The organism is Gemmobacter sp. 24YEA27 (genome assembly GCF_030052995.1).
Taxonomy (GTDB): domain Bacteria; phylum Pseudomonadota; class Alphaproteobacteria; order Rhodobacterales; family Rhodobacteraceae; genus Pseudogemmobacter.
On record NZ_JASJPW010000002.1, the window covers coordinates 316,726 to 332,746 of the forward strand.

14 protein-coding genes are annotated in these 16,021 nt (G+C 62.5%); 6 read left to right on the forward strand and 8 right to left on the reverse strand.

The features are described from left to right. Positions 1 to 7: 7 nt before the first annotated feature. Together QNO18_RS19095 and QNO18_RS19100 are read right to left on the reverse strand one after the other, a co-directional pair. Positions 8 to 589 (reverse strand): ECF transporter S component, encoded by a 582-nt coding sequence (locus tag QNO18_RS19095; protein ID WP_092902233.1) that lies wholly within the window; start codon positions 587 to 589, stop codon positions 8 to 10. Then, positions 586 to 1,095 carry a PPC domain-containing DNA-binding protein gene (locus QNO18_RS19100; protein WP_283179124.1) on the reverse strand — a complete coding sequence of 170 codons (510 nt, stop codon included), beginning with the start codon at positions 1,093 to 1,095 and terminating at the stop codon, positions 586 to 588. The genes QNO18_RS19095 and QNO18_RS19100 overlap by 4 nt, the downstream gene beginning before the upstream one ends. Before the next feature lie 254 nt (positions 1,096 to 1,349). On the opposite strand from QNO18_RS19100, the gene QNO18_RS19105 reads away from it, so the two are divergent. Next, positions 1,350 to 2,846: a leucyl aminopeptidase gene (locus tag QNO18_RS19105; protein ID WP_283179125.1), complete on the forward strand. Its 1,497-nt coding sequence runs from the start codon at positions 1,350 to 1,352 to the stop codon at positions 2,844 to 2,846. A 103-nt stretch (positions 2,847 to 2,949) separates the two neighbouring features. On the opposite strand, the gene QNO18_RS19110 is transcribed toward QNO18_RS19105, so the two are convergent. The 6 genes from QNO18_RS19110 to QNO18_RS19135 form a co-directional block, all read right to left on the reverse strand. Continuing rightward, a complete protein-coding gene (locus tag QNO18_RS19110) occupies positions 2,950 to 4,782 on the reverse strand; it encodes an ABC transporter ATP-binding protein (RefSeq protein WP_283179126.1) in 1,833 nt (610 codons plus the stop codon). Continuing rightward, on the reverse strand, positions 4,779 to 5,750 hold the full coding sequence (locus QNO18_RS19115) for an ABC transporter permease (RefSeq protein WP_283179127.1): 972 nt from the start codon (positions 5,748 to 5,750) through the stop codon (positions 4,779 to 4,781). The genes QNO18_RS19110 and QNO18_RS19115 overlap by 4 nt, the downstream gene beginning before the upstream one ends. A gap of 1 nt (position 5,751) precedes the next feature. Beyond that, entirely contained in the window at positions 5,752 to 6,792 is a 1,041-nt protein-coding gene (locus tag QNO18_RS19120) for an ABC transporter permease (protein WP_283179128.1), read from the reverse strand. Between the two features lie 9 nt (positions 6,793 to 6,801). Continuing rightward, the gene (locus QNO18_RS19125; protein ID WP_283179129.1) at positions 6,802 to 8,481 is read right to left on the reverse strand and encodes an ABC transporter substrate-binding protein; all 1,680 of its coding nucleotides are present in this window, start codon (positions 8,479 to 8,481) and stop codon (positions 6,802 to 6,804) included. Positions 8,482 to 8,559: 78 nt separating this feature from the next. After that, a complete protein-coding gene (locus tag QNO18_RS19130) occupies positions 8,560 to 9,468 on the reverse strand; it encodes a proline iminopeptidase-family hydrolase (RefSeq protein ID WP_283179130.1) in 909 nt (302 codons plus the stop codon). Between the two features lie 50 nt (positions 9,469 to 9,518). Next, positions 9,519 to 11,081 (reverse strand): D-aminopeptidase, encoded by a 1,563-nt coding sequence (locus QNO18_RS19135; protein WP_283179131.1) that lies wholly within the window; start codon positions 11,079 to 11,081, stop codon positions 9,519 to 9,521. A gap of 202 nt (positions 11,082 to 11,283) precedes the next feature. Between QNO18_RS19135 and QNO18_RS19140 the strand changes: the two genes are divergently transcribed. The 5 genes from QNO18_RS19140 to QNO18_RS19160 all read left to right on the forward strand — a co-directional run bounded on the left by QNO18_RS19140 (position 11,284) and on the right by QNO18_RS19160 (position 15,941). Next, positions 11,284 to 12,507, forward strand: coding sequence for an ABC transporter substrate-binding protein (locus QNO18_RS19140; RefSeq protein ID WP_283179132.1), 1,224 nt, complete (start codon positions 11,284 to 11,286; stop codon positions 12,505 to 12,507). Between the two features lie 101 nt (positions 12,508 to 12,608). Next, complete coding sequence (locus tag QNO18_RS19145) at positions 12,609 to 13,472, forward strand: branched-chain amino acid ABC transporter permease (RefSeq protein WP_092902215.1); 864 nt, start codon at positions 12,609 to 12,611, stop codon at positions 13,470 to 13,472. A 10-nt stretch (positions 13,473 to 13,482) separates the two neighbouring features. Next, the gene (locus tag QNO18_RS19150; protein ID WP_283179133.1) at positions 13,483 to 14,463 is read left to right on the forward strand and encodes a branched-chain amino acid ABC transporter permease; all 981 of its coding nucleotides are present in this window, start codon (positions 13,483 to 13,485) and stop codon (positions 14,461 to 14,463) included. A gap of 10 nt (positions 14,464 to 14,473) precedes the next feature. Beyond that, positions 14,474 to 15,244 carry an ABC transporter ATP-binding protein gene (locus tag QNO18_RS19155; protein WP_092902211.1) on the forward strand — a complete coding sequence of 257 codons (771 nt, stop codon included), beginning with the start codon at positions 14,474 to 14,476 and terminating at the stop codon, positions 15,242 to 15,244. After that, the gene (locus tag QNO18_RS19160) at positions 15,234 to 15,941 is read left to right on the forward strand and encodes an ABC transporter ATP-binding protein (protein ID WP_198834958.1); all 708 of its coding nucleotides are present in this window, start codon (positions 15,234 to 15,236) and stop codon (positions 15,939 to 15,941) included. The genes QNO18_RS19155 and QNO18_RS19160 overlap by 11 nt, the downstream gene beginning before the upstream one ends. Positions 15,942 to 16,021: the final 80 nt, after the last annotated feature.

The window sequence follows — 16,021 nt, forward strand, 5'->3', positions numbered from 1 at the left end:
AAGCCGCTCAGGCCCGGCTATGGGCGAGGAAGGGCCAGTCCGAAGTCGCGCGCCCGGGCAGGCCACGCACGATCCCCCAGACCAGCACCGCGGTCAGCACCTTGTCGGCGATGTTCCAGCCCAGCACGGTGGTCAGCACCGACGGGAAAAGATCCTGACCGAGCTTGAGCAGATAGGCGGTCAGGAAATCCGCGCCCGAGCCGGTGACACCGCCGAAGAGGTAGATCCGGATCGGCACGGCGACAAAAGCAAGCGCGATGGTGATGACCACGCCGGACAGCGCCGCCTGCCAGATTTCACGGAAAAAACCCGCGCGCGCCAGGAGGCCGGCGACCACCCCGATCACCAGCGCGACCGGAGCAAAGAAGGCGACCGTCGGCCCCTGGATCAGCCCCCAGAGCAGATTGGTCAGGAGCCCGGTCAGCCCGCCGATCACCGGCCCGGCCAGCACTGCCGCCAGCACGGTCCCGATCGAGTCGAGGAAGATCGGCAGTTTCAGAAATGAGGCCGTCTGGCCAAGCGCGATGTTCAGCGCAATACCGATGGCGGCGAGCACCAGGTTGCGGGTAGAGAAAAGTCCGGATGTCATTGGGATGGCTCCTCGGGGTTGGGGCGGTGCGCATGGGTCCCGTCGGTCGCGGGGTGAATGACGAGTTCGTCATAACCGGACAGGGCGCAGGGTTCGCGGGTGAAAACCAGGTCATCAAGCAAAAGGACGGTGATCTCGGCGGTGGTATAGACCGCCGATTCTGCCAGCAGATGGCCGCCAAAAGCGCGGCCCTCACCATCGGTTATGGTCAGATGCAGATGCTCGCCATCGGGGTCGATGGTTCCGGTCAGCGAGGTGATCTCGAAATGCCCTTCGTAAAGCGTGCCAGCGGGCGTGTTCGCATGGCGGATCAGCACCCGGGTCAGGCTGCCGACGCAGGTGACGACCGAAATGGCGGCAGCCCCGCTGTGGCGCTGAAAGGCATGGAGGGCGGCGATGAGATCGGCGCCGGGCGGCAGCCGGAACACGCCAAAGCGGCCCCACGAGATCCCGGATGAGTATGGAAAGTCAGCGGCAGAAGCCGGCTGTGAAGAATGACTGGTCAAAACAGCTCCTGAAGATGCCGGTACGGCATGGCCGGTGTAATATCGATAGTCCGGGCCTTGCCCTGACGGGGCGTTTAGGTGGCCTTACTGTTGTGATGCTCGTCGAATATAACAAATCTGTCAATTCTTCTAACATTATGCAATTCAAAAGGAATATTCTCTGACGGGGGCTTGTGGCAGAGAGTGTGACCCATTGCATTGCCGCGCCCGGGGACTAGTATCGCGCCGATATGATCAAATGACAGGATCGGCCTATGTCTCTCAGTCTCACGCTGGCTCAGCCCGGCAGCAGTGAACCGTCGCAACAGGACGGGGTGATTGTGCTTTTGCGCAATGGCAAGGGCGCTCTGGGCCCGAAAGCGGCCGCGCTGGATGCCGCGACCGGAGGGGCGATCAGCCGCGCGGCGCTGGCGCCGCGCTTTACCGGCAAGGCCGGGGACTGCATTGACCTGCTGGCGCCGCAGGGGCTGAAAGCGCGCCGGGTGGTGGTGCTGGATCTCGGGCCGGCGGATCAGCTTACGAGCCTGGTTGCCAGCCGCGCGGGCTCGGCGCTTGCGAAACATCTCGAGACCGAGGCAGAGACGGCCGCGCTGATGCTGTTTGAAACAGCACCCGCTGCCCTGGATGATGCCGGGGTTCTGGCGCAGATCCTGCTGGGGATGCGGCTTCGCAATTACCGCTTTGAACTGATGGCGAAGACGGAAAAGCCCTTTGATCTGGCGCTGTCCGTCGAGGCGGAGGACAGCCCTGCGCTGACCCGCAGCACGGCCCAGGCCGAAGGCGTCTGCCTGGCCCGCAGCCTGGTGAATTATCCGGCGAGCCATCTGAACCCGGACAATTTCGCCGATTTCCTTGGCCCGCTGTGCGAGGCCGGGATCGGGGTCGAAGTGCTGGAACAGGCCGATCTGGAGCGGCTTGGCATGGGGGCGGTGCTGGCGGTCGGCAATGGCTCGGCCCGCCCGCCGCGGGTGATCGTGCTGACATGGGCGGGCGCGGAAGGTCAGCCGCTCGCGCTGGTGGGCAAGGGCATGTGTTTTGATGCGGGCGGACTTTGCATCAAGACCGGGCCGCAGATGTTCTCTATGAAAGGGGATATGGGCGGGGCGGCGGCTGTGATCGGCACCATGCTGGCGCTGGCGCGGCAGAAGGCGGCGGTGCATGTGGTCGGCGTGCTGGGCGTGGCGGAAAACATGCTCTCGGGCTCGTCCTACAAACCGGGCGATGTGGTCACCACCATGTCGGGCCGCACGGTCGAGGTGTTTGACACCGATTGCGAAGGCCGGATGGTGCTGGCCGATGTGCTGCATTACACCGCGACCCGGTTCAGCCCGACGGCCATCGTTGATCTCGCGACCCTGACCTATTCGGTGATGCGCGGCCTTGGCCATGTCTTTGCCGGGCTTTTTGCCACCCATGACGGATTGGCCGATCCGCTGCTGGCCGCCGGCGAGACGGTGGGCGAGCGGTTCTGGCGGCTGCCTCTCGACCCGGCCTATGATGAGAGCCTCGTCTCACCGATTGCAGATCTGCGCCAGCATGGCCGTGATCTGGAGGATGGCGATGCCCCGGTCGCGGCTGCCTTCCTGAAGCATTTCGCGGAAGGGGTGCCCTATGTCCATCTCGACATCGCCGGCAAAGAGCTGATCGACGAGGACCGTCTGCATGCGCGGGCGGGCGGGGCCGGGTTCGGGGTGCAATTGCTGGAGGAATGGATTTCTTCCGGCGCGGCCGCACGGTTTACGGCTGGCTGAGCGTCTGGCAGACATCCGGAGGGGTTTTGCACCCCTCCGGACCTCCCCGCAGAGTATTTGGGTCAAGAGGAAAGGACGGAACGGGAGGGGGCGAAGCCCTCTGTCAGTTTTCCAGCATGACCAGGTGGCCCGGTGAGACTTCTTCGTAGCGCCGGGCTGGCGGTTTGAAGTCAAGGGGGCGGATCGGGGTTTTCAGCTCTTTGACCTGCTGGTTGCGGCGCAGATGGCGGCGCCCTGGATCGGGGACCGTGACCGCGCCGATCAGCTGGCGGGTATAGGCGTGGCGTGGGCGCTCCATGATTTCGGCGCGCGGGCCGATTTCGACGATCTCGCCCATATACATCACCGCGATCCGGTGGCTGACCCGTTCGACCACGGCGATGTCATGGCTGATGAACAGGAAGGCGATGCCGAGCCGGTCCTGAATGTCGAGAAGCAGGTTCACCACCTGGGCCTTAACCGAGACATCCAGTGCAGAGACGGATTCATCCGCGATGATCAGTTTCGGGTCGAGCATCAGCGCGCGGGCGATACAGACGCGCTGACGCTGGCCGCCCGAAAACTCATGCGGGTAGCGTTCCAGCATGGCGCGGGTCAGGCCGACCTGTTCCATCAGCGTTGCGGCCTTTGCCCGGGCGTCAGTGGCGCTGCCCATCCGATGTTCGGTGAAGGGTTCGACCAGCGCATCGCCCACCGTCATGCGGGGGTTCATGCTTGCCAGCGGATCCTGCGGGATCATCTGGATCTCGCGCCGCTTGAGCCGCATCGCCTCGGGGCGGAGCGCGAAGAGCTCATCCCCGCCCATCCTGACCGATCCGGTAGAGCGGTTGTTCAGCCGGATGATCGATTTGCCGGTTGTCGATTTGCCGCAACCGGATTCACCGACCAGCGACAGCGTCTCGCCCGGGAAGATGCGGAAGGAGACGTTTTCCACCGCATGGATCTGCGCCACGCGGCGGTTGAACAACCCGCCGCGCATGTCAAACCGGGTGACGAGATTCTGAACGTCAAGGATCGGCGCGCGCATATCCGGGCTGCTTTGCAGTGGCAGCGCCGCGCCTGCGATACCGCTGGACATATCGACCAGCGGGAAGCGCAGGGGCGCGGGCTTTCCGGTCATGCTGCCCAGCACCGGGACAGAGGCGAGCAGTGCCTTAGTATAAGGCTCGCGCGGGGTGGCGAAGATCTCGGCCGTCGGCCCCTGTTCGACCGAACGGCCGCGCAGCATGACGACGGTGCGGTCTGCCATCTCGGCCACCACCCCCATATCATGGGTGATGAACAGCATCGCCATACCATATTCGGCCTGGAGATCTTTCAGGAGGTCAAGGATCTCGCCCTGAACTGTCACATCCAGCGCCGTGGTCGGCTCATCCGCGATCAGGAGTTTCGGGCGCGAGGCCAGCGCCATCGCGATCATCACGCGCTGGCGCATGCCGCCGGAAAAGGCATGCGGATAGTCATCCATCCGCCGCGCCGCATTGGGGATGCGGACCCGTTCAAGGAGCGCAATCGCCTGTTTGCGTGCCTCGGCTTTTGGCATCGGATGATGCGAGGTCAGTGCCTCGATGATCTGATCGCCCACCCGGTAGATCGGGTGCAGCGAGGTCATCGGCTCCTGGAAAATCATCGCCGCCGCCTGGCCGCGAATATGGCGGATCATCCCCGCCTCATCCAGTTTCAGCACGTCATGACCGGCCAGGCTGATCTCGCCCTCAACGCGCGAGGTGGCCGGGTCCAGAAGGCCCATGACCGAAAGCGAGGTCACGCTTTTGCCCGATCCGGATTCGCCGACCAGCGCCACGGTCTCGCCGGGGCTGATATCGAAGGAAAGGCCCTCGATCACCCGGTTCCAGCTTTTGCGGGCGCCGAGGAATGAGACCGAGAGGTCGCGGATCGACAGGATCGGCGCGGTTGTGTCAGGGGTCACGGTCATGCGCGGCGCATCCTCGGGTCGATCAGCAGGCAAAGGAGGTCGACCACCGCATTGGCCACCACCACGAAGAAAGAGGCGTAAAGCACGGTCGCCATGATCATCGGCAGATCAAGCACTTTCAGCGCCTGATAGGTCAGCCGTCCGACACCGTTGATGCCAAAGACCACCTCGGTCAGAACAGCCGCGCCGCCAACCAGCACGCCGAAATCCATGCCGAACATGATGACGATCGGGATGATCGCGGAACGGGTCGCGTGTTTCAGCAGCACCTTGCGCCCGGTGAGCCCCTTGGCGCGGGCGGTGCGGATGAAATCCTCCTGATAGGTCTCGATGATGCCGGTTCTGAGCATCCGGCCGTAAAGCCCGATATAAAGGAAGGCGAGCGTGAGCCAGGGGAAGACCATTGACCGGAACCACAGGCCCGGGTCCTGCGAGAACGGCGTATAGCCAAGCGCCGGCACCCAGGAAAATGCCCAGGTGTCATGCAGCCGGTTTTGTGTGACCAGATTGACCATCTCGCCGACCCAGAAGACCGGCATGGCAACCGCCATCATCGAGATCCCCATCAGGATCTTGTCCGGCCAGCGCCCCCGGAAGGCCGCCGCCGTGATGCCGGTGACAATACCGCCCAGCATCCACAACACCGCTGCTCCCGAGACCAGTGACAGCGTTGCAGGTGCCGCCGCCATCACCGTCGGCACGATCTGCTGGCCCCGATTGGCGAAAGAGGTCAGATCCCGGGTGATGAAGAGCTTCTCCATCATCAGCCCGTATTGAACGTAAAGCGGGCGGTCGAGGCCGAAGTCTTTGCGCACCGCCTCGATGGTTTCCTGCGCGGCATTGCGGCCCGCGATACGGGCGGCAGGGTCCGAGGCGGGGGTTGCGAAAAAGATCAGGAAGGTGATGACGGAAATCCCGAACATCACCACGACCATGCGCAGGAGCCGCTTGAGAATGGCTGCGATCATCTCAGCGCCCCCTTGCAGATTTCGGGTCGAGCACGTCGCGAAGCACATCCCCGAAGAGGTTCAGGAGAAGCACAGTGACCATGATCGCGAGACCCGGCGCCAGCGAGACCCAGGGCCGCGAATACAATAGCGTCTGGCCGTCCTGAAGGATCGTCCCCCAGCTGGCATTCGGCGGCTGCACCCCCACCGACAGAAAGGAGAGCGAGCTTTCCGTGACGATGTTCAGCGCCATCAGCATCGGAGCAAAAACGATCAGCGTGGTCGAGACATTGGGCAGGATATGGCGCAGCAGGATCTTCCAGCGGCGGATGCCAAGCCCGCGCGCCGCCATGATGAATTCGGACTGGTTGATCGCCATGACGCGGCCGCGAATGGGGCGGGCGACATAGGGCACATAGACGAGGCCGATGATCAGGATGGGCACGATCAGACTGCCCGAGGATATCTCGAACGGCCCGAGCGCGAAACTTTTGCCGATCATCACGATAGAAAGCGAGATCGCCAGCAGATAGACCGGAAAGGCCCAGATCATGTCGATCAGGTTCGACAGAACACCATCAACCAAGCCGCCCGAATAGCCGGCGGCAATCCCGATAATCGCGGCGAAGAACAGGCAGATCAGCGTCGAGGCGCCGGCGATCAGCAGCGAATTGCGGCCCCCATAAAGCATCCGCGCCGCGACATCGCGGCCCTGCCCATCGGCGCCCAGCATATATTGCGGCCCCCAGGTCGGCCCAATGGGCGTGACGCCAAGGCCAAGGCCCTCGGTCGATTGCTGCATCACAGGCGTGGGCTTGCCGTCGATTTTGATCTTTGCAGACAGGCCCGAGCGGAACGGATCCGTCCCCGAAACATGTTTCGCATAGACCGGCGCGAGCAAAGTCGCGACCACGATCAGCAGCAGGAGCCCCGCGGAAATCATGGCGGTCGGGCTGGCGATCAGCCCCTGGAAGACCCGCTTCCAGGGACCGCGCCGCGCACCCGTCTCCTCCCCGGCGGCTGCCGCCGGGGAAAGAGCGTGACTGTCGGTTTCAGGCAACATCGCGAGAGGTCACTGAACCCAGGCGGTGCCGACCAGCCAATGGAACTGGCTGGTGAACTCGTAATTGCCAACACGGGCCGAGATCAGGTCGACATCTTTCGGGGTGAACATCGGGATCGCCGGCGCGAGCTTCATGAAGTCATAGTCGATATCGCCCCATTCCTTCAGCGCGGCCTCGTGATCGGTCGAACCAAGCGCCATCGCCGCTTTCATACGGTCATCAAGGCCCTTATCGCAGATCCCCGACATATTGACCGAGCTGTCCGAACCCGGCGTGAAGCTGTCACAGCCAAAGAGCACATTCAGGAAGTTCGAGGGTGCCGGGTAATCCTGGTACCATTGCGAGACCGAGATCTGCACATTGTTATTGGTGTTCTGGATATAGGTGAACTGGATATCGCCCGAGATCGACTGCACGGTGGCGTCATAGCCCAGATCGGTCAGCACGGTCTGCAGATAGGTGCCGACACCGCGCGAGGTCACGGAATCGTCCGTCACCACGGTGACTTTCTGACCCTTGGTGCCCGAAGCCTCGACCAGCTCAAGCGCCTTATCCATATCGGGGGCAGACCAGAACTCGCCCGGATCGGCGGTATAGTCGCAGCGGTCGACATGGCCGGGCATATCCGGCGGCAGGATGGTGCAGACGGGGGTCGCCAGTGCCGGGCCGCCGAAGATCGAGACCAGCGCATCGCGGTCAACCGCGTAATTGATCGCCTGACGGGCCTCGAGGCTGTTGAAAGGCGCGATATTGACGTTCAGCGGCGCATACCACCATGCCACCAGCGGCGAGACGCGCAGCTGATCGGGATGCGAAACGCTGAGTTCCGCCAGACGGTCGGTCGGGACCGGCTCATACATGAAATCGGCCTGGCCATTCAGGATCGCATTGACCGCAGCCTCTTCGGTGCCGCCGAATGTGTATTCGATCCGGTCAACATAGCCTTTGGGCTGTGCCTCTTTGCTCCATTCCTGGAAATGCGGATTGCGCACCATGATCAGCGAGGCATTCGGGTCATAGCTTTCGAACGCATAGGTGCCGGTGCCGGGGATCGGCTCATTGCCGGCATCTTTCATGATCGTGTCGGCGGGCACGATCGAGGCATGCGGCACGGCGATCTTGTAGAGGAACTCGGCATCCGGGGCGACGAGGTTGATGGTGATGGTATTGGTCGCAGCATCCCCGATCACGCCGCCTTCCAGCGTACAGGTAGCCGCCTCGGCGAGACACTTATCGGCACCGACGATGCCATTATAGAAGCTGCCCGAGGTCGGGCTCGAGACTTTGAAGATGCGCTGGAACGAGGCCACGACGTCTTCGACCGTCAGATCCTTGCCATTAGAGAATTTGATCCCCTGGCGCAGCTTGAACGTGTAGGTCTTGCCGTCATTCGACAGCACCGGCATGTCTTCCGCCAGATCCGGCACCACTTCGGCGCTTTCCGGCCCATTGACCTTTTTGAACGCCATCAGACCATCATGGGTCCAGATGAACAGCGGCCAGTAACGCGCGGTATAATTGATCATCGGATCAAGGGTGCCCTCGGAGGAAACACCGAGAAGCTTGAGCGTGCCACCGTAATGGCTCTCATCGGCGAAGGCCGGCATCGCGGCGCCAAGCGCCAGCGCCGCCGTGCCACACAAAATACCTCCGCGCATCCGCGACATCAGAGACAGCGATTCACTCATGGTAAGAGACTCCCTCGGGGTGAAATGGCGGTCATTGCCGCCGTGATGGGCCGGCCTTGAGGCCAGAGTTTAACAGGTTCAGCGGGCGGCGTCGCATTCCGCAAGGAAGGCGGCAACCAGAGTTATACAAGCGTCAAATTCCTCGACATGCGGCATATGGCTCGCATTCGGGAAGATATGCCAGCGGGTATCAGGAATATTCCCGGCGAAGGGTTGAATCGTCGCCGGGGTAGCCTCGTCATAGGCCCCGGATATAAGCAGCACCGGCACGGTGATCCTGTGGACCCGGTCGCTGACATCCCAGTCTTTCAGGCTGCCGGTGATGTGGAATTCATTCGGGCCGATCATCAGATTATAGACATGCGCATCTGCCGCCATCGCGCGATTGGTGCGCTGCACCTCATCAGGCGCGGGGTCGAGACGGCAGACATGGCGGGCGTTGAAGGCTTTGGTCGCCCGGGCATAATCGGGGTGATCGGTGGTGCCTGCGGCCTCGTGCAGGTCAAGAACCGCCCGGATATCAGCCGGCAGATCCGCACGCAGCCGGGCGGTCTCGCTGATCCATATGGGCATCGAGGCCGGGCTGTCGGCAAGGATCAGCGACACAAGGCCAGGGGGCTGCGTCACGCCAAATTCGGCGCCCAGCATCCCGCCCCAGGACTGGCCAAGCAGATGATAGCGCGAAAGCCCGAGATGGGCGATCAGGTTTCTCAGTTCATCCAGGAACAGATCGACCGTCCAGAAATCGGCGCCTTTTTCCGGCAGCCGCGTCGAATTGCCATTGCCGATCTGGTCATAATGGATGACCGCGCGCCCGGTTTCGGCGATCGCTGCAAAGCTTTCGACATAATCCCAGGTACAGCCCGGTCCGCCATGCGCCACGATCAGCGGCGGCAGGCCTGAGTCCAGGTCACCGGCGATGCGATACCAGGTTTTATAGGACCCGAAAGCAGCGAAGCCTTCGGTGATTTTTGCGCTTGTATACATGCCAGTTCCCCTCCGGTTATCCCGGAAAATCCCCTTCAGCCCTGCCAAATTCAGTCATGGCGGACATAATCGAGCCCCCGCGCCAGCCAGCAGCCAAGACCAAGCCCCGTCACCCGACCCGAAGCGTCGCGCCTGACCTGAAGCGTCCAGTCGCCCGGCGCCGGCGCATCCATCGCGCGCCTAGTGCGGATAAGCCAGGTATCGGGGCCGGCGGCCAGAACCGGCTCCATTCGCCCCGCGCCAAGCCGGCCGGAAAAGAGGGCAAAGACCGCCCCGTCCCGCGCCTCGAGCCGCAGCGAAGTGCCGGTTTCCGCACAATGATACTGCCCCGCAATCTCTGCGCCATCGGCCGTTTCAAGCGGCGCAAGCGGCACCAGCAGAGTGTCGATATTGTCGCGCAACCGGCGCATATGCAGCCGGTCACCCTGACGTTCCAGCCGCACCTCATCCGAGGCGAGGACGCCCGGCGCGGCCTGGTACAGGGTCTCGGGCCCGGTGGCGAAACGCAGCTTCACCGCCGTAGCCGCCGGTTCCAGCCGCGCGATCAGCCCGGTCCCGGGGCAAAGCCACTGGCTCTCCCAGCCGGGTTCAACCGGCTGCGGCGCGGGGTCGGCCTGACCAAGCGCCGCACGCATCAGAAAGAGCGCCGCATCATGGGCCGAAGCCTCGTGGTTGAACATCACCACCACCGAGATCCGCGCCTCAGCCGCATGGAAGCGCTGTGCCCGAAAGCCCCGGAGCGCGCCGCCATGACCGGTCAGCGCCACGCCGCCAAGCGTCTCATGCACGAGGCCAAAACTGTAAAATGCGGGATTGCCATCGCTGAACGCGACCGGCGCCGAGAGGCGGCGATAGATGCCGTTTTCGTCGTCACGCGTCGCGTCGATCCAGGCCTCATAGGCCAGCATATCATCAAGCGAAGCCGAGATCCCGGCATCCCCCACCCAGAAAATTCCATTGTCCGCCGGGAAAAACCCGGTCGAATCAGTGCCTTCATAGCCGGTGACACCGTCTTCGGGCTGCCTCGTGTCAGAGGTCAGCGTCGCGGTTTTCATCCCTGCCGGCCCCCAGATATGCTGATGATACAGATCAATCAGCGCACGACCATTCGCCTTGCGGATCAGTTCGGGCAAGAGGCGGAAATTGCAGTTGCAATAGGAATAGCCGGTCCCGGGCGCGAAATGGCCCTGGCGGATCGCGGCGACCATCGGCACTGCCTCATCCTCCGGGAAGACCTGCTCGGCGGTCGCGCCCTCGACCACTGTCATCGCCCAGTAATCGCGCAGACCCGACTGGTTGTGACACATCTGGCGGACCAGCGGGCGCGGGCTTTCCAGCCCCGGAAGGAAGTCCGGCAGCACGGCGTCCAGCGCCTCGGGCCCGCCGAATTCCGCGAGCACCGCGCCACAGGTGAATTGTTTCGAGATCGAACAGATCGGCAGGCGTGTCGCCCGCGTCATGGGCTGATGGCGGTCCAGACTGGCATATCCCCAGGCCCGCGCGGCCACCTCGCGCCCGTCCTGCAAGACAACCGCAACGCCCCCCGGCCCCGCAAAACGGCGCGGCAGCAGATCGAGGGCTTTTGCAAGCGGGAGGGGAGAGGTGCTGGTCATGATCCGCGCATCTATTGCCGGAAACCGGCAGAGTTCAAGAGGGTGACTGCCGCCCTCCCGGTGCCCGAAGAGAAGGTTACGGCATCTCCTGCGACCAGGGAGAAATCGGCCATTGCCGAAATTGGATAGTCAGAGCCGGAGGAGAGGCGAATAGTGGCCGGATCAAAATCAAAAAACTCGCATCCAACAGGGAAACATCACCATGAGGAAAACCTCTCCGCCACTGCTGATGAATCGCCGCCGCCTGCTGACCACCGGCGCCGTTGCTCTGGCCGCACCGGCGATTCTTCCGCGCAGCGCCTTCAGCCAGCCCCATAAGACCATTAAAATCGGCGGTGCGGTGCCGCTTTCCGGTCCGGTCGCCTATTGGGGCCACTCGACCGCCCAGGGCTTTACCGACGGGGCGGCCGTGATCAATGCCGCCGGCGGCGTCATGATCAATGGCGAGCCACATATGCTTGAGGTCATCGACTATGACACCAAGGGCGAGGTCGCCGACAGCCGCGCCGCCACCCTGCGCCTCGTCGAGCAGGACAAGGTGAAATATGTCTACAGCCAGGCTGCGGCCTCGACCGTCGGCATGTTGCAGGTGACCGAACCCGCCGGCGTTTTGTCGATTGTCGCCTGCTGGGGCTATCTTGAGCTTTTCGGCAAGGACTACCCGCTGCATTTCCGTGCCGAGATGTCGGATTATGAACAAGGCTTTGCCTATCTCCCCTTCATGCAGGAAAAATACGGCAAGGACGCACTGAAGACGGCCGCTTTCATTGGCCCGAATGACCAGGACGGCACCGATTGCCATGCCTCTTACAAGCGGCTGATGGATTATTACGGCATCACCCAGAAATCGGCCGAATTCTACAATTGGGAAGACACCGATTTCTATCCCATCGTCGCGAAGACCATTTCCGACCGGCCCGATTTTATCGTGACCTCGCCCTCGCCCCCCGGCATCACCGCCTCGATCGTCAAGGCGGCGCGCGAGCTGGGCTATACCGGCCCGATCTCGTCACCGGCCGCGTCCGAGACCACGACGATCCTTGAGGTTGCGGGCGAACATGCCGACGGCGTCGTGCTGCCGGTGACCAATGTCTCGCCTTCGACCGACACACAGAAAGCCATCGAAAAGCGCTTTATGGACCGCTTTGGCACCTTTAACGCGCTGGCAGGCAACTATTCCTGGTGGATCTATTCGCTGAAAGCGGCATGGGAGATGGCGGGCACCGCCGAAGACACCAAGGCCGTCGCCGAGGCCCTGGCACAGGTGCAGCTGGATGACACCTATGTCGGCCATGTGAAATGGGGCGGCGAGAAGTCTTTCGGGGTGGCGCGCCAGGGCATTTACGACTGTTACACCACCACCATCGATAAGGGTGTGGCCCAGGTCGAAGACGTGCGTTTCCCCGCCCTTCCCGACGATTACTGATCATTCAGGCAATGCTGCCGGCCCGGGGTGATCCGGGCCGGTAAAGGCGGCAGGCGCGGTCTGTCGTCTGTATTCTGTGCGGCCTCCGGAGTATTCCACGCATGAGCGACTTTCTGCAAATGGGCCTGACCGGCCTGAGCCTTGGCCTGATGTATGCGCTGATCGCCATCGGGTTGACGCTGATTTTCGGGGTGATGCGCATCATCCAATATGCGCATGGCGAGATGTTCATGCTGGGCGCCTTTGCCCTGTATTACTGGCATGCAGAGCTGGGCCTGCCCTATTGGGCCGGGGTGGCCTTTTCGGCCGGGCTGATTTTCTGCCTTGGCGCGGTCTTGCAGGTGGTGCTGTTCAAGCCCTTGCAGGGTAAGAACATTCTCTACTCGCTCGCGGTCTCTCTGGGACTGGTTCTGATCATCTCAGGCTCGGGTCAGCTCCTGTTCGGGACCACGACCAAGGGCATTCCCTCTGCTGTTTCCGGCGGCATGCTGATCGGCGGCGCCTATCTGTCCTATGAGCGGATCGTGATTTCGGCGGTTTCCATCGGGCTGATCATCGCGCTCTGGGCCTTCCTGCGCCACTCGGTCACCGGCTTTGCCATCCGCGCCGTGGCCGAAGACCCGCAGACCGCCGCATTGCAGGGGATCCGCACCGACCGTGTCCACTGGATCGCCTTTGGCATCGGATCGGCCATGGCGGCGATTGCCGGCTGTATGATGGGCACGCTTCTGTCGATCGTGCCGACCATGGGCTTTCTGGCCACGATCAAGGCCTTCATGATCGTGATCATGGGGGGGCTGGGCTCGGTGATCGGGGCCCTGGTCGGAGGCCTGATCCTCGGGATGATCGACTCGGTGATCACCACCACAATCTCGGGCGATATCGCGATCATCCTGAGCTTCGTGGTGATCTTCCTGATCCTTGTCTTCCGGCCCTCGGGTCTCTTTGGCCAGAACTGGGACTGAGGGGGCGATCATGGATAAATCTGACATCATCGCCAGCCCGAACCGCCTTGTCTGGGGCGGGCTCCTCGCCCTGGCCCTCGCCGCACCGGCGCTGGTCGGCTTCGACCTCTACATGATCCATGTCGGCATCACGATCAGCTTCAACGTGGCCCTTGCCACGAGCCTCTGGATGATCTGGTCTCTTGGCGTAATCTCTTTCGCCCATGCCGGTTTCATGGGGATCGGCGCCTATGCCTCGGCCCTGGTGCTGACGAAACTGGGGCTTTCGATGTGGTATGGCCTGTGGATCGGCGCCGCGGTCTCTGCCCTTTTCGCCATGCTGATCGCGGTGCCCCTGATGCGGACCCGGGCGGTCTATTTCTTCATGGCCTCCTGGGCGGTGGGCGAGGTGATCAAACGCAACTTCGCCTATTTCAAAAGCTTCTTCGGCGGCTGGGACGGGATCTTCGATATCAAACCGCCGGTCCTTGACCTTGGCTTCCTGCAAATCGACTTTGCGAACCGCATCGCCTATTACTATCTGGCGCTGTTCTTCGTCTCGCTGACGGTCTGGATCATCTACCGCATGAATGCGTCGCGCACCGGCACGATCTGGTGGGCGATCCATGAAAATGAACTGCTGGCGCAACATACCGGCATCAATGTCTTCCGCCAGAAAGTCGTCTGTTTCACCATCGCCTGCACCCTCGTCGGCGTGACCGGCGCGCTTTACGCGCATTACCAGACCTATATCAGCCCCAAAAGTTTCGACATCTGGAAGTCGGAATTCGCGCTGGTGCATCTGATCGTCGGCGGGCTGACCACAGTTGGCGGACCGGTCGCGGGCGCAATCTCTCTGACCATGGTCGATGAGGCTTTGCGCGCCACCGGCTATTTCCGCACCATTTTCTTCGGGGTGGTGCTGATCGCCTCGGTCCTGCTGCTCCCGGGCGGGCTTGAGACGGTCCCTGCCCGTATCCGCAAGCTCTTCAACCGCAATTCGCAGAAGTGAGGCCCGTGTCATGCATGAATTAGAGGCGCGCGGCCTTCAGATGAAATTCGGCGGTGTCACCGCGATTGCCGGCCTCGATCTGACGGTCGAGGAAGGTGAGATCCGCGGGCTGATCGGCCCGAACGGCGCCGGCAAGACCACGTTTTTCAACGCCTGTTCCGGGCGCTATCCGGTGACGGCAGGGGAAATCCGATACCGGGGCCAGAGGATCAGCGGTATGAAGCCGCATCAGATCGCGGCAGAGGGGCTGGTCAGGACCTTCCAGCATGTCACTCTGTTCAAACAGTTTTCCGTGCTGAAAAACGTGGTCGCCGGGAACTACCTTCATGCGCGCCATTCCTATTGGGGATCGCTGCTCAGAACCCGCAAGACGCGCGAGGCCGAGGCCGGATCGGTCGCCCGCGCGCGTGAAATCCTGGATTTCGTGGGCCTCGGAGGGCTGGTCGATCAACAGGCCTCGACCCTGGCACATGGGCATCAGAAGATGCTCGGCATCGCCATCGCGCTCGCGGCAGAACCGAAAATGCTGCTTCTCGACGAGCCTTGTGCCGGCATGAACAGCGATGAGAGCCGCGAGATGATCCATCTCGTCCGCCGTATCCGCGAGACCGGCATCACCATCATGCTGATCGAACATGACATGAAGGTGGTGATGGGGCTGTGCGACCGCATCACGGTCCTGAACTTCGGCAATGAGATCGCCGACGGCACGCCCGAAGCGGTGCGCGCCAATGCGCAGGTGCGCGAAGCCTATCTGGGGAGCCAGGCCCATGTTGCTTGAGATACGCGATCTGTGGGTCCATTACGGCAAGGTCGAGGCGGTCAAAGGCGTCTCGATGGCGCTGGAAGAGGGCGGCGTCATCACCCTGATCGGGGCGAATGGCGCGGGAAAAAGCTCGATCCTGAAGGCGGTTTCGGGGCTGGAAAAACCGTCGCGCGGCGAGGTGCGTTTCAATGGCCAGGTGATCACCGGCCGCCCCGCGCATGAGATCGTCGGCCTTGGCATCGTCAATGTCCCCGAAGGGCGCAAGCTCTTCAAGCTGATGACGGTGAAGGAAAATCTGCGTATCGGCGCCTATCTCGACAGCGACCGCGCGCGGATCGCAAAGGGGATCGAAGAGGTGTTCGACCGCTTCCCCATCCTGCGCGAGAAACAGAACCAGCCGGCGGGAAAGCTTTCGGGCGGGCAACAGCAGATGGTCGCAATCGGTCGGGCGCTGATGGCAAGGCCGAAGGTTCTTCTGATGGACGAGCCGTCGCTGGGCCTTTCGCCGGTGATGATCGACGAGATCGCGGCGCTGATCCGTGAATTGCGCGCCTCTGGCCTGTCGATCGTGCTGGTCGAACAGAATGCAAGCCTTGCGCTGCAGCTTTCCGATCATGGTTACGTGCTCGAAACCGGGGCGATTGCGCTGCAGGGCCGGTCCGCCGATCTGCTGACCGACCCCGAAGTCGCCCGCGCCTATCTCGGCGCCTGAGGAAAAGACGATGAATGATATTCCGCCCCCCGGCGACGATTTCGCGATGCTCGGCTATGTCGATCTCGACGGGCTGATCC